Genomic DNA, 24,737 nt, shown 5'->3' with positions numbered 1-24,737 from the left:
CACATCCATTTATCTAAGATCCACGTGCAGTATATCATTGACAAGCGCATACAGCGCATTGGCAAAATCGTTCACGCCAAGCTTCTTCTTCGCTTTTGGCAGAAGCTTTTGAACGGCTTGCAAATCAAAGCTTTTCGCAGTCACCCGCGGTGTTTTTTTCTGCCAATCCGGGTCCAGATTGCGATCCTTCACGACATGGAGCAGCTCAAGAAACAGATGCAGCAACATGTCGTATTTCTTCGAGTCCAGCAGCTTATGAATATCATCCATGATCCTGTTGGTCATGTCCGGAGGGAATGGGCCGTTAAAGGCAAGATGAACGTCTAATGACTGAATGTTGTTATATTTGTCGCACATATAGGCAATGTTTGCTCTGATATCGTCTACTGACTGACAATTGCTCGGGTGCTCCTGATGAACGCTGACAATATCGCGGTGCAGCCTGAACGTGAGTCCGGCCTGATGGAGCCTGATCCCAAGATCATAATCCTCAAACCCGTACCGCACAATGCCTTCGTCAAACAAACCGAGATCAGCCACATGCTTTCGTTTTACTGATGAATTGTTTGTGATAAAAAAACGCCACGGCATATGGTAGCCCTTTAAGTCATCGCCGTATTCATCCAGTATCCGCTTCAGCACGTCAATAAAATCGGTATCAAGGTCAAAGCTTTGGTTCAGAAAGCTTTCGTTTTTGATATCCGCTTCCGCCAGAAGCTTTTGTTTGTCTTTTTTCGGCATTTCATCATACAACTTTGCGAGCTGCTTCTTATGTTCATCTTCAAAGCGCTCATAATAATAGCTGTAGATCCTTTTCCAAAATAAACCGCACACAACTAGATTTTCTTTGTTTTCATGCGCTTTGATATGCTTTGCCACAAGATCTTTGGCAGCAAGCATATCGCTGTCATGAAATATCAGAATATCTCCTCTGGCATTGCGGACCGCCTGATTTCTTCCGTATGCAATGCCCCTGTTTTCTTTAATCCGTACAAAAATCAGCGGAAAGTCCGCTTGAAACGATTTGAGCATCGAGAGCGTCCCGTCCTCAGAGCCATTATCCGCTACGATGACCTCAAACTCTTCATCGCACTCCTGCTGGTTTAAAGACAGAAGGCTGTTATAGAGGCGCTCCTTTGAATTATATGCAGGAATAATAACGCTTGCTTTCACTTCATTTTCACTTCCTGTATTTAATCATTTATTTGTTATCATCTTTTGAAGCAAAACCGTTAAATTCAGGGTCAAGCGCTTTGATATGCTGAATGATATGCGGCAGGGTCTGCTGGTACAGCTCATGCACGAACGGCAGGTCTGTGCGTGTTGTTTCGTGAATCTGTTTGATTTCATTGATGCTGACGATTCGATATCCGCTGAAATGATAGAAGATCAGCGGATTTCCATCTTCCGGCACAATTCGGCCATCCTTCCAGGAAAACGTATGCTGTCCGTAATTCCAATGGCCAATGTTCACACCTGGTGTCGTAATGTCACACACATTCGGAAACAGCTCAGACATATAATCCAAATAGCCCTGATCCCCGAATTTCCCTTCACCCGGCGCATTTTTACACTCCTCAAGACAGCGCTCCTTCCACCACTCCAGACAGTCCGTTCCTGCTTTATCATGTTTAAAGCTGATAAAGCCCGAGTTATATCTGCCTAACAGACGCTGCAGCATATCAATTTGCTCTCTCTCAAAGGAAGGGATGATAATATCGCCCCGGGAAAGAAGCACCGAGCAGTCCGGCTGGTTCGCAAATATCGGTGACGGGTCGGCGTAGAAAAATAGATCTCCGTCAATATACGTCACCCGTTCCAGTTCGGGATTGCTGTTCAGCACAGCTTGCAGAAAGATCGGCTTCATCGTCCAGCAGTATTCGCTTTGATCCCGTGTATCCTTCAGCTTCAGGAGCGTTTCATTTTCAAGCGCTGACACCGGTACAAGTGTCAGCTGCTTCAGATTCAATTTCTGCAATACGCGGTGCGTGTCATCATCCATACAAAGCGTAAAAATGGGGCTGTCTTGATCGACTTGCGCTAAAGACTTAAATAAGGCGACTGCCTGATATAATCTTCCTTTTGATAAAACGGTGCAATAGGCGCTCGTCACGGTATGTTCACCTCATTTCGCGTTACTTTTTGAAGAATTCTGTGTACCACGCAATGGTTTTTTCAAGTCCTTCATCAATGGTGTAAGCAGGTGTCCAATTCAGCAGCTTTCTCGCTTTTTCCGCAGATAAATATTGGTGCTTGATTTCATTGCTTCCCTGATTCAGCACCTTCGGCTTTAGATTGCTGTTCATTTTCTTTAATATTTTCTCGACTAACTCAAGCACAGTCAGCTGAATCTCATTGCTGAAGTTAAAGGCTTCCCCGGCGAGGTTGTGTTCCTCCATTTTCTCCGCCAGAAGCAGATAAGCCTGAACGGCATCTTCAATATAGAAATAGTCGCGGACAAAGGTGCCGTCGCTGCGGATTTCGGGAGCTTCCCCGTTTAGCACAAGCTGAATCGTCTGCGGAATGATGCGGTTGAAGTTCAAATCCCCGCCGCCGTACAGATTTCCGCAGCGCGTAATACAGACCGGCAGGCCATAGGTGTGAAAATACGTATGGCTGATCAGATCCGCGCAGCTTTTCGATACGTCGTACGGATGCTTGCCTTGCAGCGGCATATCTTCATCGTACGGAAGGTTTTCTTGATCACCGTATGCTTTATCGCTTGACGCGACAATGACACGCTTGATTAACGGATGCTTCCGGCAGGCCTCAAGAACATTCCACGTGCCGAGAATATTCGCTTCAAAAGTGGAAACCGGGTTGCGGTTCGCTACGCCGACAATCGCTTGTGCAGCGAGGTGAAACACCGTGTCGATTTCATACTCGCCAAGTGCGCGTTCAATCACGGGCAAGTCTTCAAGAGCGCCCTGCACGATGTTCATTTTCTTCACGTGTTCTCCCTGATATAGGTTGGACTGAGGCACATGATCTCTGACAAGCCCCGTCACGTTTGCGCCCTGTTCGATCAGCTCTTTCACCAAATAGCTTCCTAAAAGACCTGTACAACCCGTGACAAATACGTTTTTATTTTTCCAGAAACTCAAATCAGTTCACCATACCTTCCATACATGTTGTCCTTGATCCCACAGCTTGTTGACTTCCAAAAGATTTTTATACGTATCGATTGCCGTCCAAAATCCGTAATGGCGATACACGGCAAGTTCACCGTCTTTCGCAAGGTTCTTCAGCGGTTCATCTTCGAACATGGCGTTTCCGTCCTTCGGCAAATAATCGAAAACCTTTGGATTGAGAACGAAAAATCCGCCATTGATGATGCCGTCACTCGATGTCTTTTCAGAAAATGTTTTCGCTATGCCATCCTCAACCGTTAAGGTGCCGAACTGCGAGACTTTATCAATGCCGGTGACAGTCGCGGCAGCACCCTTTGTCTGATGATAGCTGATGAGATGAAAAAGATTGATATTGGCCAGCCCGTCCCCATAGGTGAGCATAAACGTTTCATCGCCGATGTAGTCCTTCGCCTGCAAGATTCTTCCGGCTGTCAGCGTGTCTTCCCCTGTCTCCAAAAATGTGATTTTCCACGTTTCAGGCTGTCCCAGCATCTGCACCTCTCCTGTAGAACTGTCGAGCGTGAGGCTGTTGTGCTTCCATTCGTAGTTCAGAAAATATTCTTTGATTTTTTCTCCTTTGTAGCCTAAAAGCAGAATAAACTCGTTCACTCCGTAGTACTGATAGATTTTCATAATATGCCATAGAATCGGTTTTCCGCCTATCATGGCGAGCGGTTTAGGAAGTTCATTCGTGACCTCACTCATTCTCGTTCCTTTTCCGCCGCAGAGAATGACCGCTTTCATCTCTACCCCTCATCTCTATGAATATTGAGTTCGAAACCTTGGTACCTCCTTACAATCTATCAAGGCATTTCCCCGATAATTTGTCCGATTCCAATACCGGTTTCAAAATCTACTGTAATGATATGAGAGAGAGGCGGCCTTGGTGACCAAATAGAATCTATTTTTTCAACTTGGTTATGTAACCACACAAAAAAAGAGCCCTGAGCGCGGCAATGCGCCCGCTCAAGGCTCTTCTTTGTCTTATTCGATATCTTGTTCCTTGCCGTAATGATAATCAGAAGGATCAACAGTTTTAAAGTCACTGAGTTTATGGAATCTCAGCAAGTCTTTGTAAAGGACACTGTCTGAAAGCTTCAGCTACTGTGTCACTCTCGTTTTCAGGTTCTTCGTATCTTCATTCGCTTTTACTTCTTTACCTGTCTTCGTATCATAGATGATATTGTCGACAGATGTGTACTTCGGCGTTACGAAGTCGCCGTTTCTAAACGCCACTGTGTCGTCGTGGTCTTTAGAGAATAAATCGGTACCGAAGTTGATATATTTCTCAGAATCAATACCTTGCAAGTGAAGAAGTGTCGGCATGACGTCAATTTCGCCGCCATACGTATGGTTCACTCCGCCTTTTTTGCCAGGAATGCGGATCATCAGAGGCACACGCTGGTTTTGCGCGTTTTGATAATCTGTGATCTCTTTTCCGAGAATTTCTTTCATCGCGCGGTTATGGTTTTCAGAAATCCCATTGTGGTCACCGTAAATCATGATGACTGAGTTGTCATACAGACCTGCTTCCTTCAGTTCCTTGAAGAATTGCTCAAGGGACTCGTCAAGGTAACGGGCAGTCTGGAAGTAGCTGTCGACTGTATTATCGCCAGTCGTCGCTTTCTTAATCGTCGCGTCTTTTTCATCCAAGTTAAACGGATAATGGTTTGTCAAGGTAATCATATGCGCGTAAAACGGCTTTTTCAGAGATTCAAGTTTTGGAATCGATTCTGTAAAGAACGGCTTATCCTTGAGCCCCATATTAATGATGTTTTCTTCTGACATGTCATACGTGCTTGCGTCGAAAAATTTATCATAGCCGATATGTTTGTAAATCTGATCGCGGTTCCAGAACGATTTGTAGTCACCGTGCAGGACGGCGCTTGTATAGCCTTCCTTCTGATCCAAAATCGCAGGAAGCGACTGGTATGTGTTTTCGCCTTTTGTTACAAATGCGGAGCCTTCCGGAAGACCGAAGATCGAGTTATCCATTGTCAGCTCGGCATCAGATGTTTTACCCTGACCTGTCTGATGGAAGAAGTTATCGAAGTACGTGACGTCTTCGCCGCCGTGGGCCAGTTTATTTAAGAATGGCGTAACTTCTTCACCGTTCAGCTTGTAATCAATCAGGAACGACTGGAAGCTTTCCAGGTGAATCTTAATGATGTTTTTGCCTTTGGCAGAACCAAAGTACTCAGCGTTCGGCTTCGCGTAATGTGACGTCGTGTAATTCTCGACACTTGTCAGATCATCGCTGCTTGCATACGCTCTTTGCGTTTCTGTTTGAGCCGTCTGCACACCGTCATAAATGGTGTAATTGTAAAGACCTAAGTATTTTACGATATAATTGCGGTCAAACGTTCTTGTCAGCAGCTGCGGGCGGTCTTTTTCCGCAAAATGCAGGTTGATGAAAAACAGTGCGACCCCGGAAAGAATCACCAAAGACGCAAAACGTTTTTTCATTTTGAATTCTTTGAATTCAGGTCTCCAGATCAGTACCGCAATCAAGATGATAATATCTAAGAAATAGAAAATATCATGACCGGCCATGATGCTGAAAATACCGTCTCCCATGTTTCCGACGTTGCCGGACTGTTTAATGTTCGGGAACGTTAAGAAATCATCAAAGAAACGATAGAATAAAATATTTGCATATAAAATGAACGTCATCACAAAATCAATAATCAGCATGATAATAGCCGATTTTCGCCCTTTCGCAAGCAAAGCCAGTCCTAAAAAGAAGACGGCGCTTGAGAACGGGTTAAACACCAAAAGGATTTCTTGGGTTGTGCCTTTTACCCCAAGGTTAAACTCTGTTTTGTAGGATAAATACGTTTTTGCCCAAAACAGTATAACAGCCAACACAAAAAAGCTAAGTTTGTAAGAAAAAAGTTTCTTCATGGCAACCTCTACTTTCTTAAACACTTTAAGTCTTTATTTACTTTTACCTTCTCTTTTTATCCTGTCTTCCAATTCCTTCTTTCCAAACAAAATCAAGGCATCACACAACAAATAAATATACCGCGCTAACCGGGATATTTACGTTTTGCACCATACCAGTTCTATTACACCTATTTCAAACCAAACACTGGACGAAAGAAGCCCTCAATTCGTTTCACTTTTTTCTCGTAAATAAAAAAGGTTTCTTTTGTCATGCCCGCTTTTGGAAAAAAAGAAATAGATACCGAGTATAAGAATAACATAAACTAGCAAAAACGAAAAATAGGTCTTAAGGACAGCCCGCCCATCAGGCGGACTGTGGTTATTGTATGCACAGACGTTTAGCGAGATCACATTTTTTTAAAAAGGACATAACAAAAGGACTGGATCTTTCCAGTCCTTTGTAAAAACAATCAAATCCCCGACCAGACATCCTTTGCATACATGCCTGTTTCCTGCAGATGTTTGAGCCAGTTTTGCGCTTCTTCTTCACTGGTGCCATGAACAGACTGATACGCGTTTTGCAGCGCGGCCTCCACATCAGGCGCCATCCTGCTGCCGTCACCGCATACATAAAGCCGGCCGCCGCGGTCGAGAATCGAAATTAAGGTTTCCGCATGTTCCGCCATGAGGTGCTGAACGTACGTTTTCGGTATGCCTTCTTTACGGGAATAAGCCGTGTGCACAGTAACAATTCCGTCTTGTTCAAACTGCTTAAGCTCATTCCGGTAAATAAAATCGCGGTCATTTCTGCAGCCAAAATAAAGATGGGCTTCACCGAGCGTTTTTCCCTCGCGTTTTAAAGCTGACCGGGCTTGCAGGAATCCGCGGAATGGCGCAACCCCTGTTCCCGGCCCCACCATGATGATTGGTGTTTCAGGGTCTTCCGGAAGCTGAAATCGGGATTCCGGTGTGCGGACAAACATCACGACATCATCTCCCGCCTTCCGCTCCGCCAAGTCATTCGATGCCACTCCGCGGTATTCGCCGCGTCCGCTCCAAGCCGGCCCACGCACAACGCCTACAGTTATCGAGGCTTGTTCCGGATTCACCCGCGGAGAGCTTGAAATCGAATAATACCGCGGTTTTAACGGGCGTAAAAGCTCTAAAAACCGTTCAAACGGCATTTCACATGCTTCATATTGCTCGAGCAGATCCAGCATGGAAATCCGTTTTTTCAAAATTTGTTCCTGATAAACGCCCTCTTCTGTCATATCTTCCAATTCACGTTTATGAGGCGGGCAGACGGTAAATGCGGCCAGCTCCCGTATTTGCGCCCTTGTTGCCGCTTCCTGCACCTCGACGCTGTAGCTGAGCAGATCATGCAGGCTGACAGGCCGATTCAAAGGCAGATGCCCCGAGCTGCGCCCGCTTGCCGTCAGTGTAACTTGGTCAGTTCCTTTTAAGCCGAATCTGTGAAGAACCCGGCTGACATTTGTCCGGCTGTTCCTTGGCAGAACGCCAAGGTGATCGCCCTCCCGGTATTCGACGCCAGAAGGCAGCGCAATTTCAATATGGCGGGTGCTGCGCCCACTGTCTGCGGACTGGAGTTCACGATTTTCCGCAATGGATGCGTGAACCGCTTCATACGACCGGGCTAATGGGGATTCTCCCAGCCCCCTGACAAACTGAAGGCTCAGCGTGCTTCTCTCCTTATCAGCGTTTTCATTAAGCTCGAGTCCGAAGGCTTTGATGGCGTCCGACCACATGCTTTTTTTCCACTGGTCAAGCTGTCCTTCAAAATCACCGCTCACATCGCCCTCTCCGCGTGCAGAAAAACGGGTCGCCCCTTTTTCCGCTAGCTGCTCGTCAATGGTTCGGGGTACATACTGATACGTGCTTGCCCAGTTATGATCTCCGCAGCCAAACACCGCATAATGGACACCCTCAAGCTCACCCGGCTGTATTTCTTCAAGCCACTGCACAAACTGTCCCGCATTGCTTGGCGGTTTTCCATTGTAGGAAGAGGTGACGATCACAACAGCTCCCTCTTTCGGCAGCTTTCCAATCTGATCGTTCAAGGGCGCAACCTCAGTCCTTACGCCGTGAAGACTGGCTGTATCTGCAAGCTCCCGGGCGACGCCTTCCGCGGTGCCTGTATCAGAGCCGTACAATACGAGTAGCGGCCGGTTGTTGAGACCGATAACCGAAGCACTTTTCGTTTCCTGTTTGCCCTTTTGTTCATCGTCGTGCGCCGCTTTTTCCTCAGACGGAACGCCGGCATGAATCGCTTCCTGATTTCGTGTTTGAACCCGGATGTGAAAATCACCGGGCTTAAGTGTCAGCGTTTGTTTGATATCAAGCTCATAATTCTCATGATCAATCAAAGTGAAATATTTTAAAATCATGCCAAGCACAAGTGTAGCCTCATGCAGGGCGAACTGCATGCCAATACAGGCTCTCTGTCCATTCCCGAACGGCTTGTAAGCATGATGAGGCACTTGGTCCTGATGTTCGAACCGTTCTGGACGGAATTCCTCAGCATCCTCTCCCCATGCGTCTTGATCGCGGTGAAGCTGCGGAATCAAGACAGAAATTCTGTCCTTGGTTGTGATCGGATATTTTCCGCCAATGACCGTATCTTCCTTTGGATAAAGGCTGAAAGCCGGAGCCGTCGGCCATAGACGCAATGATTCATTTAAAATCATCCGGATGTATTTCAGGTCAAGCACTTGTTTATAGGTCGGCGCTGCATCCGTCAGCACCCGGTCGACCTCTTCATACGCCTTTTTCAATTTGTCGGGATGCTTCAATAAAAAGTAGATTGCAAACGAAAGCAGGCCGCTCGTTGTTTCATGGCCGGCAATTAAAAATGTAATGATCTGAAAACGGATGTTTTCATCATCAAGCTTTTCCCCGGTCTCCGGATCTTCCACCTTCAGCATCCGGGCGAGCAAGTCTTTTTCATCCTGATCCCCATCCGCCTTGCGCTCTGCAATAATGCTGTCGACTAACGAAAACATCGTTTGTATATCGTGGTGGAATTGGCGCTTTGTTCTGACCATGAGTTTATCCTGAACATCAAGCCGCTGCATCTGGTGCATCGCTTCATCCAGCGCGCGCACCATGCTGTTGATAAACGGATGTGGCGTTTCTCTGTAGTAGCTGTTAAAACGATAGTTAAATCCGCATAACCCGATCGTGTCCAGCGTCAGCCGAGTCATATCCGCGGGGACGTCGACTGCTTCATTCGGATTAAGTCTGGCCCACTTTTGAATCAGCTGAACAGCGATATCGACCATTTTTTCATGATAATCCTTCATGGCCCGCTGGCTGAACGTCGGCATCAGAATGTTGTGCGCTTTTCTCCAGTTGGGCTCATGCGTCCAGCTTGTAAACAATCCGTCACCGGAAAACGCGCGAACTTTTTCCAAAGCGCCTTCAATGCTTTTATCGAAACGTTCTTCATCACAAACTTCTTTCACGAGTTCATGGCCGGACACCACAATTGTCGTGCCCGCCGGTGTGTGAATTTGAAAAATGGGGCCTTGCTCGTCCGCCAATTTGATCAGTGACAGGGTCGGTTTATCTTTATCAATTAAAGGAAGATTGCCGAGCGGTCCAAACGTCTTCGGCTGAGGAATCGGGCTTGTTTCCTTCATCGAACCATTCCTTTCGTATGTAATGCTTTCTATCTGACTACATTTCCCTTTCATGGTGACGATTATTCCATTTCTCTGATTGACGCCTGATCATTGTTTTTTCTATACTTGAGAAGCTGTACAATACGCAAATAAGGTGAGTTCATATATGGATTTTGAAATTCGATTTTTATCCTTTTATGTCATACAGGTGGAGGGCAAGGATGAGCAGGCAAACAAGCAATTCAAGCACTTCCAGACCCTTGATACAGAGGAATTTGAAGAAAGCGAACTGAAGGACTTTCTTGACGGAGAGCTGAAAAAAATCGTCAAACGGAAAGCCGACCGCCATCCGCAATCCGAGCAGGTGCCGACGAAAATCGGCCATTTTATCGTCGAACCCGGCCACGAGCTGGATTCCAACCCGAACTACAACATGTTCAACCGCGGGCGCCTGGCGGAAACAAAAGAGGACTTTAACGAGCTGAGCGAACAGTTCGTCCGCACGTACCTAGATACAAGCGCGGTCCGCGGCGGTGTGTTCTTAGTCGCTTCGGCTGTGCCGAGAAAATACTTCGACGAGTCATTTGTCTTCATTATGAAATGTGATTTTGAGCCGAAGGTCGCCCGCATCTCAGACGCGTCTTCCCTCATTAAAAAAGTCGAAATGGCCATCACGACAAAAAACATGAAGAGTATCCAATACCCGTTCATGCCGGAGGAAGGAATGGTCGAGGAAGGCGAGCTGAAAATCCACCAAGCCTCGCATGCCCGCTATTTCGAGGATTTCCTGAAATTCGTTGAGTACGGCGAATCAATGCCGGAAATCATGAAAACCCAGGTCATGAACATGGTGCAGGAGCACGTCTATGAGACATTTGAGGATAACAGTGAAGAGCTTAAACAGTTTGAACAAGACATCGAAATCTGGGAAGCGAGCGAAAAACGGGAAATCCAAGAACGCCTCGACACGCATCAAGTGATCGAAGCCTCCGCCCAGATCATCGAGCACACGCCGGAAGCCGAGCTGAAAATGAAAGTCGGAGAAACCGAGATTAAGGGATTGCTAGCTGATTTTGGCGAATCGATTCATCTAGCGAAGGTGAACGGGCGCTATGTCGCGCTGATTGAAGCGGAGACGATTTCGTTTGAGAAGGGCAGTTCGCCGGTGGAGTTTTATAAGCCTGAAGGGCTGCATGAGGTGATTGAGCGGATACAGAATAAAACAGAGCAAGAATAAAAAGTCCAGAATTCAATTCTGGACTTTTCCTATTTAATATCCTTCTCTCAACACCGCATAACACTCCCCGATCAGCTCTTCCGCTCCCGGCTGGCCTTTCAGCCCGCGGCGGACGATTTCTGAGGATAAATCCTGCACGTTGAGCGCTCTTGGCGCTCTTCTTTCGTAGTATGCATGAAATGCGGTTTTGATGCCGTCGTGGTTTTTGAGTTCTTCGGCGAGGACCATGGCATCCTCGATGGCCATTGCCGCTCCTTGTGCGAGGGTCGGCGCTCCGGCATGGGCGGCGTCTCCCCCGATGACGACGCGGCCTTTGTACCATGGCTCCTGCACTGCAACCTGCTCCAGCTTGTTAAAAATGACGGGATGTTCTTTTGACATATGCTTTGTGACAAAATCGAGTCCCGGAAAGCCAGAGAGAATCTCTTTGACTCTATCAAACCGGGTGTCTTCCTCATCCCAATAATCGCTCGCGCAAGGCTGGAGGACGAAAACATAGCCGGCATGTTCCCCCAAAGGCACAACGCCGATTTGTGTCTCTCCGCTTCTGTACATCAATGTCGCGTCCTCAAATGTGTAATCAGGAAACTCGATATAAAAGCGCCACGCCCCCATGCCGAGAAACTCTTTTTCTATTTCTTTTTGCAGCATGGCATCGCGCACAATGGAATGAATGCCGTCAAAGCCCGCCAGAATGTCGGCCTGCATCTTTTCTCCATCACCAAATATGGCAGTAACCGCTTCAGGCGTTTCTTCATAAGCCACAATCTTTTTCCCCCACAAGATCCTTGCACCCGAAGCTTCGGCATGCTTGATGAGAATGTCATTTAACGTTTTTCTCAGAATATTATTGCGGCCCGGAAGCTTATCATCTAAGAAAGACTCACTGACTTTGAATAATAGATTCCCCTGCTTATCGAATGTTTTAAACCATGCTGTTTGAAATCCATGCTCGCAGCACTCTTCAAATACGCCCAGCTCCTTTAACACCGCCAGTGCGTTTTGCGGCTGGAGAATCCCTGCGCCGGTCTTGCGGTTTTCTGCAGCCGTTTCACATAAGGTGACGGAAAAACCTGCTTTACTGAGAGAAATGGCTGCCGACAGCCCGCCGATTCCGCCCCCCGCAATCAGTATATGTTTCATGTTGATAACCACCTTTTCAGTTCTCTGTATATAGTTAGGCACCTAACTATATTACCTTACTATGTGCGGCAAACAGCTGTCAATCAACTCCAACACAGGTTGCGTTCTGATTTTCCCTCCATTATAATCGTGTCACGACAAACGTACGGGAGCTTATTGTGATGGAATTAAAACATTTACCGAAATACAAGCATATAACAGAACACGCCGAGACATATTCCAATGTGGACGCCGTTTCTCTTGAATTATTTTTATCTCTGTTTGATATCTCGAAAAAAATGAATCATGTGATGGAGCATTATTTCGCCAGATGCGGACTGTCTGAAGGAAAATTTAAAATCCTGATGCTTTTGTTCGATGCAAAGGACCACACGTTAAGCCCGACGGAGCTCGCCAAGCAATCAAACGTCACAAAAGCAACGATTACCGGCCTGCTTGACGGACTCGCGAGGGACGAATTTGTCCGCCGCAGGCATCACACCGAGGATAAACGAAAAATCAGCATCGAGCTGACAAAGGAAGGCAAAGAACGGCTGGAGCAATTTCTGCCCGGCCATTTCAGCAAGATTTCCGCTGTCATGGAAAACTACAGCGATGAGGAAAAAGACATGTTCGTAAATATGCTGGGTGATCTGTTTGAAAAGCTGAGCGTGTTTAAAGACTAAAAAACCCGTCCGGTCTGGACAGGCTACAGCGTATTTTCCTTAAACACGGTGGCAAATATCGCTGATAACAAACACAATGCCGATCAGAACGGATATAAAAATGCCGGACACCATTGTCACGCTATTGTACATAAATAACAATTTCAAAAAGCGCCTATCTCAATGACAGGCGCTTTCTGATTAATCATCACTGCTTAAAATGCCAAAGAAGCGAAGCAGGTTGATGAACAAGTTGATAAAGTCAAGATACAGTGACAATGCCATAACCGGAATTAAGTCTTCCGTAATATGGCGGTGCTTGATTTGGTTCAAATCATACAAGATGTAAAGGGAAAAGACGATGGTTCCGATCACGGAATACGCCATCATCGCCGCTGAGTTTAACGGGCTGAAAATGTTGAAAATGCCCACCACTGCGAGTGCGAGCACCGCTACCAGCAGAAATGACCACAGGAAGGATAAATCCTTCTTCATTTTTGCGCCGATTGTGCCGAGAACGGCAAAAATGACAAATGTAGAGCCAAAGGCTTCAAGCACGACATAGGCGCCGGCGATAGAAGCGTAGTGGCTGACGATCGGAAATAACGTAATGCCGGAAACGAAAGCGAATGTATATACAAACGCATACCCGACCGCTTTTCTTCTGCGCATCCAGAAGGCCAGAATAATCATCCCCACTTCAAGAATGGAAAGCGGCAGCATCAAAGCGCCAGGAACAAATTGGCCGATATAAAGGCCGACAGTCGCGATCAGCAGCGTGAAGACAAAGACTGTCAAAATGCGCTGCATGATCGATTGCTTACTCTCGTGAACCGTAGCTTGCATGTCAAAAATCCTCCTAAGAAATGATCTTAAAGGTCTATTATATAAAAAATGGATGAAATATGTATATGTTTTAAGGAGAATTTAATGTCGAACAAAGGCCTTTAAAAAACCTCTTTTACTTCGATTCTTTGCTTTTCAGTGAGAAACGGTGCTTTTCGACCTTCTCAATCTGTGTGATCTGGGAATCGTGTACGGTGATTTGAACGGTGCCGAAATCCAGTGTTTCCAACGAACTGATGATTTTTTCAATCACTTTCGGATCAACGGTTGTTTTTGAAACCAATGACCTTCCCCCCTGTTCGGTTTTAATTCATAGTATTCTTATAAGAATTATAATATTATGTTTTTTCCAATAAATCAATGGTGATTTCTATTCAAATCAAAAAGGCATATGATCACCTCATCAAGGGGCGGTCATATGCCTAATCAGATTTCATCTTAGTTTTCTTCCAATTCCTCAACAATACAGCGGACGCCCATGTTTTCAAGCGCCTGCTTCAGCGTGCCGTATGTTTCATATTCACTGAAATCGAGCCCTAATTGAATGGATGTTTGGGCTACATCCGGTCGAATGCCTGAAAATACGGCTTTGACGCCAAGTAAGAAAAGTGTTTTCGACAGGTTGTACAATTGCTGTGCAACCATTGTATCCACAATCGGGACGCCGGAAAGATCGACAACAAGACTTGTGATTTTTCTCTCAATGCATTGGACAGGCACTGTCTCTAAAATCACCTGCGCACGTTTTGTGTCGACAGAGCCAATCAGCGGCAATATGCCGATTCCATCCGCAATGGAAATCACCGGACAGCCTAATTCACTGATTAATTCCTGCTGAGAAGTGAGCCTCATCAGCATAAATTTTTGATACTGCTCGGAAAACTCAATAATCAGCTTATCGAAAGACTGATTCACAGTACGGTTCCAGCGGTCAGCATCCTCATTTGTGACGATATCCCGATGCTCTTTTATAAACATAACGACAGCATCCCAGAATGCGATTCTTGAATTTGATATGGCTTCGACGACCTCATGCACCGGAACATCTTGCTCTACTCTGTTTTTCGCAACATTCAGCGCCCATTTTGCCATATTGTCTTGAAATTCGGTTTGTTCCTCCAGGAATGCACTTGCGATTGTTATATTCGTAAACGTATGCTGCTCTGTCAAAAGCTTTTTCGTTTCTTCACTTAAATGGTCGGCGGAGTATAATTCGCCTTGCAGCTGACTTCGTAAACTGAACCATTTCTCAGTAATGTCAGCCGTATGGTCTATGATATATTGATATAGTTTTTGATCGATATTCACGGTCTGTCTCCTTTTTCATAATAGAAGCTCTTATATTATAAAATTATAAATCGGAATTGTGAATGGGACTAGGGAAAAATGGATTGATTCTGCACACTGAGCGCATGCCAATTTCATCCATAGGCAGATTCACTAATATAAGCCCACTCTCATATCCTGTCAAATGTACAGTTTACTATGAGAAAGGGCGTTATGATATGTATTATCATCCATATATGTATGACGGGTCGATTTATGATCCATGGCTCGCAGTTGAATATGATTACCGCTACCCAGTTGGATACCCAGGGCCTGGAATCGGCGGAGGCGCCGTGCCCGGAATTGGCGGGGGTGCCGTGCCTGGTATAGGCGGAGGCGCCATGCCCGGAATTGGCGGGGGTGCCGTGCCTGGTATAGGCGGAGGCGCCGTGCCCGGTGTTGGAGGCGGGGCGCCGCAAGGTCCTCCCCCGCATAAAAAGCCGGCAAAACCGACAAAGCCTCAGGGCTTGCATGGGGCGGCTTATTTAGTTGAACCCGTTCTCATTCAGCCTTGCCTTTTCCGTTTTACCTATGTTTGGTTAACCAACGGCAGCTCATTTTGGTTCTATCCAGTCATTCTTGGAAGAGAATCCGTCGGCGGCTTTTATTGGGATGCCTCACACCACCGCTGGTTTTATTACGCCTTGGACACAAAACATATAGATGTCGTAAGCTGCTCATTTTAATGGTAAATCAGCCGGTTCTCCCGGCTGATTTTTCTGTGTTACTTCAGCTTTATAAAGGTTATGATATATATACATATCTATTGAATTGGAGGTTTCCCTATGATCAAACAAATCGGCACTGTGGCTGTATATGTTGAGGATCAGCAGAAAGCGAAGCAATTTTGGTCGGAGAAGGTGGGTTTTGACATTGTGGCGGACCATCCGATGGGACCAAACGCAAGCTGGCTGGAGGTCGCACCCACGGGGGCACAGACTCGTTTAGTCATTTATCCGAAAGCGATGATGAAAGGCGCCGAACACATGAAGGCTTCTATTGTCTTTGAGTGTGAAGACATCTTTGGTACATATGAAAGAATGAAGACAAACGGCGTAGAATTTCTCAGTGAGCCGAACCAGATGGACTGGGGCACCTTTGTTCAATTTCAGGACGAGGACGGCAATGAGTTTTTATTGAAAGCATAAGTGTGACGGCGGAGAAAATGCTCCGCCGTGCTCTTTTTTTGACATTGAGAATGAATTTCATTTACAATAACGGATATATGAGCGTGATTGGGGAGAGATAAATGTTTGTTCAGTTAAGAAAAATGACGGTAAAAGAAGGCCATGCAGATAAAGTGATCGAACGTTTCAGCGCTGAAGGAATCATTGAAAAACAGGAAGGCTTAATTGATGTGACCGTGCTTGAGAAAAACGTCCGCCGCGGCGATGAGGAAGTCGTTGTCATGATCCGTTGGCAATCCGAGGATCACTGGAAACAGTGGGAAAAAAGCGATGCGCATATCGCCGGGCATAAAGCGAACAAAGGCAAGCCAAAGCCTGACTATATGATCAGCACTGAAGTGAGCATGTATCACGTGAGAGCTGTTAAACAAGGGACTCATCAATAACGAAAAAGAGCTTGGGCTATGCCGCAAGCTCTTTTTTCATGAGGATCTGCTTTCTTCAAATGTGATGGCGTACAACGGTTTATTAGGATGCCATTCAGCAAATAATACATCCTTAGTCTTTTCAATCCCCTGCTTTTTCAGCGTTTGCTTCAGCCACTGTTCGTCTACCCCTGCTTCTCGCAGGTTGTCATACACAATCTCCCCATCAAGAATTAACGTGGTGGGCAAAGACACATTTTGCTGCGGAAGATTCATATCTTTTCTCGTCGGATTGCCAAAATCGGATTTCTGAAGAACACTGACCATCCCGTTTGTTTCTAATATGGCATATTCCACTTCCTGTATGGAAAAGCAGCCTGCCTGCCTTAAAAGGCTCTGCAGCTGATTAATGTCGAGCTTGTTTTTCTTCAGCATTTCATATTTGAGCTTTCCATTATGGATGACGATATTCGGTTCACCTTCCAGGAACTTTCTGGACCCTTTTACTTTTTGGGTAATGAATTCAATTAGATAAATCAGCAGTCCCCACAGCAGCGAAGCGAAAATAATCTCTCTGATCTTAATTTCATGATCATACACTGCATTTCCGACCAGTTCCCCTAAAATCAATGCAGAAATAAAGTCAAACGGCGTGATTTGAGAGAATTGGGTTTTTCCGAGAAACTTCAAAATGACAAATAAAATACCCAAACCGCAAACTAATTCTACCGCTACATTGAGATAATCTCCCATGTTGATAGCACCTACTTCTTAAGAGCTACTATCATTATGGTCAACTGCACGTTTTCTAAACGGTCACTGATCGCTATTAAAAATTCGGCTGGTGCTTTGAAAGCATGTCGTCAAAAAGCTGCTCCGCATCACGGCGGTCGAGCGTGACAAGCGGGTCATTGAGAAACGCTTGAAAAGCGAGACCGCGGTCCTTTGTTAGCCCCGCTTCCGCCACTGCCTCCTGATTGGATACGTGTCGTGCCGCCAGCATTTCCACACCCTTCGGCAGCGCTCCGGAAACAATCGGCTGGACACGGTTGCGCGTAATGAATGCGTTTGTTTCCACGATCGCATCTAATGGCAGATGAGCGACCTGGCCTTGATTCGGCAGATTCACATTTGTTACAAGTTCGCCCAGTCCGAGGAGCGCCGCCATGATGCTCACGCCCTCTTCTCCTGATGCTTTCCTCTCAACACCCTGTTTTTGCTGTGCCATGTGATCCGTTTCTTTTTGTTTCCGGTCTCTGTCCTGTTTTCTGAAGGATATGGGTGTCAGGTGAAACTTCCATGTCTCAGGCTGTTTGAGATAACAACCGGGGAGAAACTCAGCCAGGTGCCTGTCACCGGCAGCAGGGATGGCACCGTACGTTTCAAATAAATCGAATGCAATACGGTGCGCAGAGCGAAATACGCTGTCCTTCCAGCTTTCCCCCTCCAGCTCATAGCCGGATTCGGCATAATGCGCGCAGAAATCACGGAAAACAGGCAGCAGATCAATATGCCGGTAAGAAGCTGCTGTGACCCATGTAAAATGGTTAATGCCCAGCACATGAACATGGACGTCTTCACGCCGCTTTACCTCTAGTCCAAGCCTATCTGTAACCATCTCCGCCAGCAGTTTTTGCGTGCCGAATACTTCGTGGCAGCAGCCGAACGCTTTTATGCCGGGAAACACTTTATACAGCGTTCTTGTGCACACAGACATTGGGTTTGTATAATTGATGACCCATGATTCGGGGGCGTAGTCTCTTATTGCCCGGGCAATTTCTGCAAACATCGGAACGGCCCGCAAACCTCTCATAATTCCCCCCGGTCCGACAGTATCACCAACTGATTGATAGATGCCGTATCGCTCAGGCAGATGAACGTCCGTTTCCATGTCATCCAGAGTGCCCGGCAAAATCGAAATAATCACGATATCCGCACCGGATAATACTTTTTTCAAAGTAGACACCGCCTCGTACCGCCATCTGCCGTCTCCGCTGTTATTGCCGATGATTTCATTTTTCTGCGCCGCTTCAACATTCAGATCATAGAGCGCCACCATGCCTGACATTCGGTCATCAAGGGACAAATCGCTCATTAAGCTTCGGGCCCAGCCTTGGGAACCCCCGCCGATATAGGCGATTTTGATCTGATCTAACGTACTGATATGAAACACTCCCTTTCTCAGCCTTTCACAGAACCGATCAGCATTCCTTTGGCAAAATGTTTTTGTAAAAATGGATAAACCGCCAAAATCGGTATGGTTGCGATGACGATGACAGCAAGCTTAATCCCCTGCTCCGGCGGAATGGTATTTTGCATCGTTTCGCCATTGGTCGCCGTTAAGTCCGATAAAATCGTGACCTGGCGGAGCACCATTTGCAGCGGCCATTTTGCACTGTCATTGATATATAAGAGAGCATGGAAGAAATCATTCCAAATCCCGACCGCATAAAACAGCGCAAAGGTGGCAATGACCGGCTTTGACAGCGGCAAAGCGATCCGCCAAAAGACGCCGATTTCTGAACAGCCGTCAATTTTTGCTGATTCCTCAAGCTCCCGCGGCAGCTGCTGAAAGAAGTTTTTGATAATAATGAGGTTAAACGGATTGATCGCCATCGGCAGGATCAACGCCCAATAGGAATCCAGCAATCCAAGTGACTTGACAACAAGATACGTCGGAATCATCCCCCCGGAAAACAGCATCGAGAAAATCACAAGGTTTAAAAGCAGATTCCGTCCCTTCACATGCCGCTTCGCCAGCGGATACGCCATCGTAAAGGTGAAAAACAATTGCACGGCTGTCCCGGCTACGGTAATGAAGATGGATACGCCCATACTTCTGATAAACGTCGGTGTCGAAAACACGTACCGATAAGCGTCAAGGGTAAAGGTTTTCGGGAAAATAAAGAAGCTGCGCTGAGCCAGCTCAGCTTCTGTCGCAAAGGAACCGGCGATAATATACAAAAACGGCAAAATGGTAATCGCGCCGACGCCGCCAAGAAACAAAATGTTGCAGACGTCAAATACCCTTCCGGCTTTTGTGTTGTGCATCGTATGAATGTCAGCCATACCTCTCCCCCCTTTAAAACAATCCTTCCTGATCGAACTTTTTCGCGATGTAATTGGCACCGAAAATTAAGATAATCCCGACAACTGATTTAAACAAACCGACAGCTGTGCTGTAGCTGTACGCGCCTTGGGTAATCCCCATCATGTAAACGTACGTGTCGAAGATGTCAGCCACGCTGCGGTTAAGCGAGTTTGTCATCAAATACACCTGTTCAAAACCGATATTTAAAAAGCTTCCGATCCTTAAAATCAAAAGAACAATGATGGTGCTTCTGATTGCCGGAAGCGTAATATGCCACATCCGCCTAAACCGGCCGGCCCCATCCATAATCGCCGCCTCATATTGCTCCTGATCCACCGTTGCCAAAGCGGCGAGAAATAAAATCGTTCCCCAGCCTGTCTCCTTCCAGATGCTTTGCATGACAATCATCGGCCGGAACCAGTCAGCGTCTGATAAGAAAGAAATCTGATTCCCTGTCAGGCTCATGACCATTTTGTTGATGACGCCTGTATCGACTGTAAAGAAAACAAAGGTGATGCTGACCACGATTGTCCATGAGACAAAATGGGGCACATAAATAAGGGTCTGAATGCACCTTTTATACACAGCCTTCCTCAGCTCATTCAACAGCAAAGCCAAAATGAGCGGCGCGGGAAAGGCAAACAGCAGATCAAGGCTTGCCAGCATGAGCGTGTTGCGCAGCAGCCGGAAAAAATCCGGATTCATAAAAAAATCTTTAAAATAATCAAGACCGACCCATTCGCTTTTCCAGAAGCCGAGATATGGCGAATAATCCTTAAACGCGATAAGCACGCCCCACATCGGCAGGTATTTGAAAATCAGAAAATAAAGCAGACCGGGAATAAGAAGAACATAAAGCCACTTGTCTCTTTTGAGTGCAGCCATCCAGCTGATGCCTTTTCCAGCAGCGAGAACTGGTGCGTTTCCCTTCTTCGGCACCGTTTCCATATCTGTTCTCCTTTCGTGATACTGGTGCGCCCGCTGAACGGCAGGCGCATCGGTTTATTTTGACGATTGATACAATTTGTTTAAGTCCTTCATCAGTTCATTGCCGCCGCTGTTTTCCCAAAGCTTCACCGCATCCTTGAAGCCTTTTTCATCGATTTCTCCGATAATAAATTGTGTTCTTGCATCGAGAATGATGTTGTCCAGCTGGGCTCCTTTTTGGGTATATACATCGGATACAAGCGACTCAGCCGGGTTAAAGACGGCTATTTTTTCTCCTTCAGTGATGATGTCCTTGCGATGCTGGAAGAGCTTTGTTTTCTGATCTTCGATGTAGTACTCGCTTTTCGGGATGGACATGCTGAACTGAGCCAAGCCTTCATGCTCATACAGAAGGGATTTGTTGTTTTTTTCAAGAGAGGTGAATACGCCGTCCTTCAGCTCATAATTACGGCCCTCGACTCCGTTGTTGGTCAGAATCTGCGCCTCCTTATCGTTCAGCTTATCGAGGAAGGACAGCACCTCTTTCAGCTCTTTTTCCGTTTTCACGCTTGATTTTGGTATCGCGATCATGCCTGAATATCCTGATGTCGGGAAAGTGCGCTTGCCTTTTGGTCCTTCTACTGTGCCGACGATATCAATGATATCCTTGTTCGACTCATCTGCTTCTTCCATGGCGCTTTGAATTTGCGACGCTCTGGAGCCTGTATCAACGATGACACCCGCTTTTCCTTTTACAACCGGGTCATTCCACTTCGCCGAATCCATAACAGCGAAATCCTTGTTGATCAAGCCTTCATCATACAGCTTCTTAAAGAAGGTGAGCGCCTCCATATATTCCTTCGTTGTAAAATCAGGCACCAGCTTTCCGTTTTCAACGCCGTAGCGATTCGGGGCGCCGAACCAGATTTGCAGAACATCCCACGGGCTTCCGTTTCCAAGCCCCATCCATTTCGGCACGACCATGCCGTACGTATCGTCCTTGCCATTTCCGTCAGGATCTTTTTCCTTAAAGGCTTTCAGCACTTCATAAAAATCATCAAGCGTTTCCGGCATATCGAGCCCGACGTTTTTGAGCCAGTCGGTTCTGATGATCATACAGGCTCTGATCAAGTCTCTCGATCTGTAGACCCCGTACACCTCGCCATTTACCGAGCTGTTCTTGAGTATCTTTTCATCAGCCTGGCTTATATTCTTGTAGTCTTTTAAATAAGGAGACAGCTCCCAAAAAGCGCCCGCTTTGACAGACTTAATAAAGCCGGCTGACTTATCTTTAATCACAATCGCATGCGGCATCTCTCCAGAGGCCATGACGATGTTAAATTTATCGTTGTAGGATGAATCAGGCACCCATGTGACCTTAATATCTTTGCCTGTGTATTTCTCTAACGCTTTTAATGATGGGCTTTTATCACTCGGGCTTTCCGGTGACAGCAGCGGCGCCATGATGTTAATCGTGTTTTTTGAATCGCTCGCTGAATTGGATGTTTCTGAATTGCTGCACCCGGCTATCATCATGGCAGCGAGCGGTAAAGCAATCCATCTTTTTCGTATTCTTTTTTTCATGATGCGTAAGTCCCCCTTTTTCTCCTTTTTCATTTCTCCTTTGCCACCCCTAATATAAAGCGCTTACATAAATTCTTGCAATCTTCATTTTTTGCATCATTTCTCCTATGAATTGACGGCAGTTATCCTTTTTTGCCGGATGTATCCTTTTTTGCGGGGAGGTATTCACCAATTAATTCAAGTGCCGCAATGACATTTAAACACCATTGAGAGACAGTGTTTGTCGTTACCCACGGAAGCTCTTCAAGCTGAGTCCACGTCTCAATTTGCGCGGGTTTGATCGGAAGCGGCGTATGGCTCAGTTTATGGTCGAGCAAAAGATTCCACGCTTTTTCGGCGAGGTTATGGTCTTGTTTTTTTCTCGCAGCATAGGCTGTCATACCAGCCGCAAACATCGGCCAGTGAAAATGCCCGTCATGGAGCGCACCTCCGCTTTTTTTGCGTTTTTCTTCATCACTGAATGTGTAAAACTCGCCGAATTCACTCAGCATTTCCTCCCATTCACGGTCATCGAGAAGCTCAGCCAGCTCCATCCACACTTGCGGCGCGCCAAACGCAATGATCATATGATAGCCGCCCGCGATGCCGTCTCCCATGTGATGAAGCATAGATGTCGCCGGATCATATTCAAACGTCGGACCTGATAATAAGCGAAGGGGCAGGGGTTTCAGGCAGCTGATGCCAGTTTGGATTTTCCTGAGATATTCAGGATTCTCAGTCCGCTCCCATTCCGCCAGCCAGTTCGAGCAAAACGCCGCCCAGTCCGGCCCCGTTCTGACGTGAGTCGGGTGCTCTCCTTTCTCGTAGAAAGCACGCATCGGATCGGTGTTCACTAGGGCGGCATCGGCGTCCTTCACTTCCGTCAAAAGATCTCCCGTGCGCTCATCGCCCGTCAGATAATAATAGAATTTATAAAGGCCGGCCATGCTGATTCTCGCTTCCTTGCAGCCGCATCCCCAGTGCACCACGTTATGCCGGGAGCCAAGCCCCGCATATTCTCCGAGATGAAAACAGTCGGTTTCACTTGTATGGCGGGTCATTGCTTCTGCCATTCGGAACAGATCTTCTCTGCCGGAGCGGAAAAACGCCTGCCACAGCCACAAGGTCGGAACGAGCTCATTATTTTGCCACGCGTACCCGCCGAGATCATACCGCCACATATGCCGGACCGGGTCATACGTATGCATGACGTCTCCATAGTTCCAGAACCCGTACCATCTGCGCTGCTCCACTTCTTTTTGATAAAACGAGAAGGCGGCGTCCAGCTGTTCTTCCAGCTCTTTTTTGACCGGATCGGCCGTATCGATTACACTCCAAACGCCAAGCGCTTTTGACTCGTAATAAACGTCCGGCTCACAAATAAGCAATGGCGGCGCCTGCCATTTGTCCGCTAACGCATTCAGCACGTCATCAGACGGCATCTGAGAAAAGCATGACAGGCTGATGTCGTTTGTGTTGGCAATGCCTGTCGGATCAGAGCGCATCTCATCAAACCCTTCGTACGCGCTGACGACATGGGTGTCCCCTGTATAATGCCTGAAATCCATTGCTTCCGCGTCTGGCGGCCAGAGCCAGACGGTCAAGTTCGGCTGATCACCGGCAAGACCTGTTATCTCAAGTGACGACGGATATTTTTCAAAAAAATACCGCAGGCCGAGCGCTAAGCCTCCATTTTCGCCGCCCGCATAGCAAAGCCCCTTCGCCCGCGTACCATGCAGCATATCAACCCACGAATATTCCTTGCCGGTCCGTTTTGCCAGTCGGTAATGATCGCTGGAGTCCTGAACGATTTTCACATCATTCCAAACTGCGTTCTGTACGCCGTGTGCGAACCAATCCTTGTGCTCTTCACTTGGAGAAATCGGTTCGCCGTTGATGTGCCGCTGATAAAGTGGATGCCGTTCATTCCATTTGCGGGTGCCAAACAGCTGGGCGGGTTCCTTATAAACGCCTTTGTCCCCCGCAAAACGGAAATGGCGGTTGTACGGCTCTCCCTGTAAAAAGAGGTCAAACTGCATGCCAAGCCCTTTGATGAACTCTCGTTTGAAATTTCTGTCGATGAGCTGAGTGTGCATGATATTCATCTCTGAAAGCCCGGCATAAAACGTCAATCTGATAATGAAGGGCAGCCATTCTTCATTTGTCTTTTGGAGTACATGAACCCCCTCAATCTTGATGACTGCTTTTACAGGACCTCTCTGTTCAATGACCGCACGTTTTGTGAGACTGACCGATGTTTCATGTGAGAAAACCTTTTCCGCCGCCATCTCCTTTCTCGTTTCCTTTATTGCGATCAGCCGCCCGCCTGCGGCGATCGGCTTTCCGTTAATCACCAGCGATTGGATGATGTCGGAACCTGTTTTATTCACAGTGCAAACAAGCGCCCCGGTATCCACTTGAATTGCACCCTTTGACTCGTGGATCATGAGCTTTTTCGCTGGTAGCTGGTTTTCATCTCTTTGAAGGGTAAAGCTTGTATCGGTTTGCTCACTGAACACAGCCGCGTGCTTCGTCCATTTGATGCTCCCGTCCGGCCAATAGGCCGACGGATCGCTTTGCACATAGCGGCTTTCACCCTTTGCATTTACAAGCGCCAGACAGTCTCCCTTTTTCAATTCACCTCTTTTCCAAGGCACACCCCACGTTACGCCGCTTGTCAGCTTAGGCTGTTCTGATAGCCATTTGATCTTTTTCATCGGTTCTCTCCTTCCATATAAAAAAGCTGATTC

At 46.9% G+C, this 24,737-nt stretch carries 20 protein-coding genes and 1 pseudogene; 5 read left to right on the top strand and 16 right to left on the bottom strand.

Going from position 1 to position 24,737, the window contains the following annotated elements; genetic code table 11:
• Positions 1–9: 9 nt before the first annotated feature.
• From AU387_RS14460 to AU387_RS14435, 6 genes and pseudogenes are all read right to left on the bottom strand, one after another.
• Entirely contained in the window at positions 10–1,173 is a 1,164-nt protein-coding gene (locus tag AU387_RS14460; RefSeq protein WP_059336000.1) for a glycosyltransferase family 2 protein, read from the bottom strand.
• A gap of 28 nt (positions 1,174–1,201) precedes the next feature.
• Positions 1,202–2,113 (bottom strand): putative nucleotide-diphospho-sugar transferase, encoded by a 912-nt coding sequence (locus AU387_RS14455; protein ID WP_059335999.1) that lies wholly within the window; start codon positions 2,111–2,113, stop codon positions 1,202–1,204.
• Between the two features lie 22 nt (positions 2,114–2,135).
• Entirely contained in the window at positions 2,136–3,104 is a 969-nt protein-coding gene (locus AU387_RS14450) for a GDP-mannose 4,6-dehydratase (protein ID WP_024120527.1), read from the bottom strand.
• Positions 3,105–3,110: 6 nt separating this feature from the next.
• Complete coding sequence (locus tag AU387_RS14445; protein ID WP_059293866.1) at positions 3,111–3,875, bottom strand: glucose-1-phosphate cytidylyltransferase; 765 nt, start codon at positions 3,873–3,875, stop codon at positions 3,111–3,113.
• A 240-nt stretch (positions 3,876–4,115) separates the two neighbouring features.
• Positions 4,116–6,035: pseudogene (ltaS1, locus tag AU387_RS14440) on the bottom strand (lipoteichoic acid synthase LtaS1).
• 452 nt (positions 6,036–6,487) lie between these two features.
• The gene (locus tag AU387_RS14435) at positions 6,488–9,676 is read right to left on the bottom strand and encodes a bifunctional cytochrome P450/NADPH--P450 reductase (RefSeq protein ID WP_059335998.1); all 3,189 of its coding nucleotides are present in this window, start codon (positions 9,674–9,676) and stop codon (positions 6,488–6,490) included.
• Positions 9,677–9,824: 148 nt separating this feature from the next.
• Here AU387_RS14435 and AU387_RS14430 point away from each other — a divergent pair, with 148 nt between their 5' ends.
• The gene (locus AU387_RS14430; RefSeq protein ID WP_059335997.1) at positions 9,825–10,895 is read left to right on the top strand and encodes a DUF3900 domain-containing protein; all 1,071 of its coding nucleotides are present in this window, start codon (positions 9,825–9,827) and stop codon (positions 10,893–10,895) included.
• 33 nt (positions 10,896–10,928) lie between these two features.
• Here the strand turns inward: AU387_RS14430 and AU387_RS14425 are convergent, their stop codons facing one another.
• Positions 10,929–12,038, bottom strand: a complete 1,110-nt coding sequence (locus AU387_RS14425) for an FAD-dependent oxidoreductase (RefSeq protein WP_059335996.1) — start codon at positions 12,036–12,038, stop codon at positions 10,929–10,931.
• A 161-nt stretch (positions 12,039–12,199) separates the two neighbouring features.
• Between AU387_RS14425 and yetL the strand changes: the two genes are divergently transcribed.
• On the top strand, positions 12,200–12,703 hold the full coding sequence (gene yetL, locus AU387_RS14420) for a transcriptional regulator YetL (protein WP_059335995.1): 504 nt from the start codon (positions 12,200–12,202) through the stop codon (positions 12,701–12,703).
• Between the two features lie 180 nt (positions 12,704–12,883).
• Here the strand turns inward: yetL and AU387_RS14415 are convergent, their stop codons facing one another.
• From AU387_RS14415 to AU387_RS14410, 3 genes are all read right to left on the bottom strand, one after another.
• A complete protein-coding gene (locus AU387_RS14415; protein WP_059335994.1) occupies positions 12,884–13,528 on the bottom strand; it encodes a Bax inhibitor-1/YccA family protein in 645 nt (214 codons plus the stop codon).
• A gap of 115 nt (positions 13,529–13,643) precedes the next feature.
• The gene (locus tag AU387_RS20695; RefSeq protein WP_044163542.1) at positions 13,644–13,811 is read right to left on the bottom strand and encodes a YezD family protein; all 168 of its coding nucleotides are present in this window, start codon (positions 13,809–13,811) and stop codon (positions 13,644–13,646) included.
• A gap of 155 nt (positions 13,812–13,966) precedes the next feature.
• Positions 13,967–14,836 (bottom strand): STAS domain-containing protein, encoded by an 870-nt coding sequence (locus AU387_RS14410; protein WP_059335993.1) that lies wholly within the window; start codon positions 14,834–14,836, stop codon positions 13,967–13,969.
• A gap of 197 nt (positions 14,837–15,033) precedes the next feature.
• Here AU387_RS14410 and AU387_RS21830 point away from each other — a divergent pair, with 197 nt between their 5' ends.
• From AU387_RS21830 to hmoA, 3 genes are all read left to right on the top strand, one after another.
• Positions 15,034–15,540, top strand: a complete 507-nt coding sequence (locus AU387_RS21830) for a hypothetical protein (protein ID WP_059335992.1) — start codon at positions 15,034–15,036, stop codon at positions 15,538–15,540.
• Positions 15,541–15,639: 99 nt separating this feature from the next.
• Entirely contained in the window at positions 15,640–16,002 is a 363-nt protein-coding gene (locus AU387_RS14400) for a VOC family protein (RefSeq protein ID WP_059335991.1), read from the top strand.
• A 101-nt stretch (positions 16,003–16,103) separates the two neighbouring features.
• Positions 16,104–16,427, top strand: coding sequence for a heme-degrading oxygenase HmoA (hmoA, locus tag AU387_RS14395; RefSeq protein WP_024120514.1), 324 nt, complete (start codon positions 16,104–16,106; stop codon positions 16,425–16,427).
• A gap of 36 nt (positions 16,428–16,463) precedes the next feature.
• Here hmoA and AU387_RS14390 read toward each other — a convergent pair whose 3' ends face one another.
• The 6 genes from AU387_RS14390 to AU387_RS14365 all read right to left on the bottom strand — a co-directional run bounded on the left by AU387_RS14390 (position 16,464) and on the right by AU387_RS14365 (position 24,704).
• The gene (locus tag AU387_RS14390; RefSeq protein ID WP_044163534.1) at positions 16,464–17,159 is read right to left on the bottom strand and encodes a DUF421 domain-containing protein; all 696 of its coding nucleotides are present in this window, start codon (positions 17,157–17,159) and stop codon (positions 16,464–16,466) included.
• A gap of 76 nt (positions 17,160–17,235) precedes the next feature.
• Positions 17,236–18,579 (bottom strand): alpha-galacturonidase LplD, encoded by a 1,344-nt coding sequence (gene lplD / locus AU387_RS14385; RefSeq protein WP_059335990.1) that lies wholly within the window; start codon positions 18,577–18,579, stop codon positions 17,236–17,238.
• An 8-nt stretch (positions 18,580–18,587) separates the two neighbouring features.
• Positions 18,588–19,475, bottom strand: coding sequence for a carbohydrate ABC transporter permease (locus tag AU387_RS14380; protein WP_059335989.1), 888 nt, complete (start codon positions 19,473–19,475; stop codon positions 18,588–18,590).
• 13 nt (positions 19,476–19,488) lie between these two features.
• Positions 19,489–20,445 carry an ABC transporter permease gene (locus tag AU387_RS14375; protein WP_059335988.1) on the bottom strand — a complete coding sequence of 319 codons (957 nt, stop codon included), beginning with the start codon at positions 20,443–20,445 and terminating at the stop codon, positions 19,489–19,491.
• A 54-nt stretch (positions 20,446–20,499) separates the two neighbouring features.
• Positions 20,500–22,008: an extracellular solute-binding protein gene (locus AU387_RS14370; RefSeq protein WP_059336070.1), complete on the bottom strand. Its 1,509-nt coding sequence runs from the start codon at positions 22,006–22,008 to the stop codon at positions 20,500–20,502.
• Positions 22,009–22,130: 122 nt separating this feature from the next.
• Positions 22,131–24,704: an exo-rhamnogalacturonan lyase family protein gene (locus AU387_RS14365; RefSeq protein ID WP_059335987.1), complete on the bottom strand. Its 2,574-nt coding sequence runs from the start codon at positions 24,702–24,704 to the stop codon at positions 22,131–22,133.
• Positions 24,705–24,737: the final 33 nt, after the last annotated feature.

The organism is Bacillus halotolerans (assembly GCF_001517105.1).
GTDB lineage: Bacteria > Bacillota > Bacilli > Bacillales > Bacillaceae > Bacillus > Bacillus halotolerans.
The sequence above is the reverse complement of the archived record's forward strand: the minus strand, read 5'-3'. Positions and strand labels throughout refer to the sequence as shown.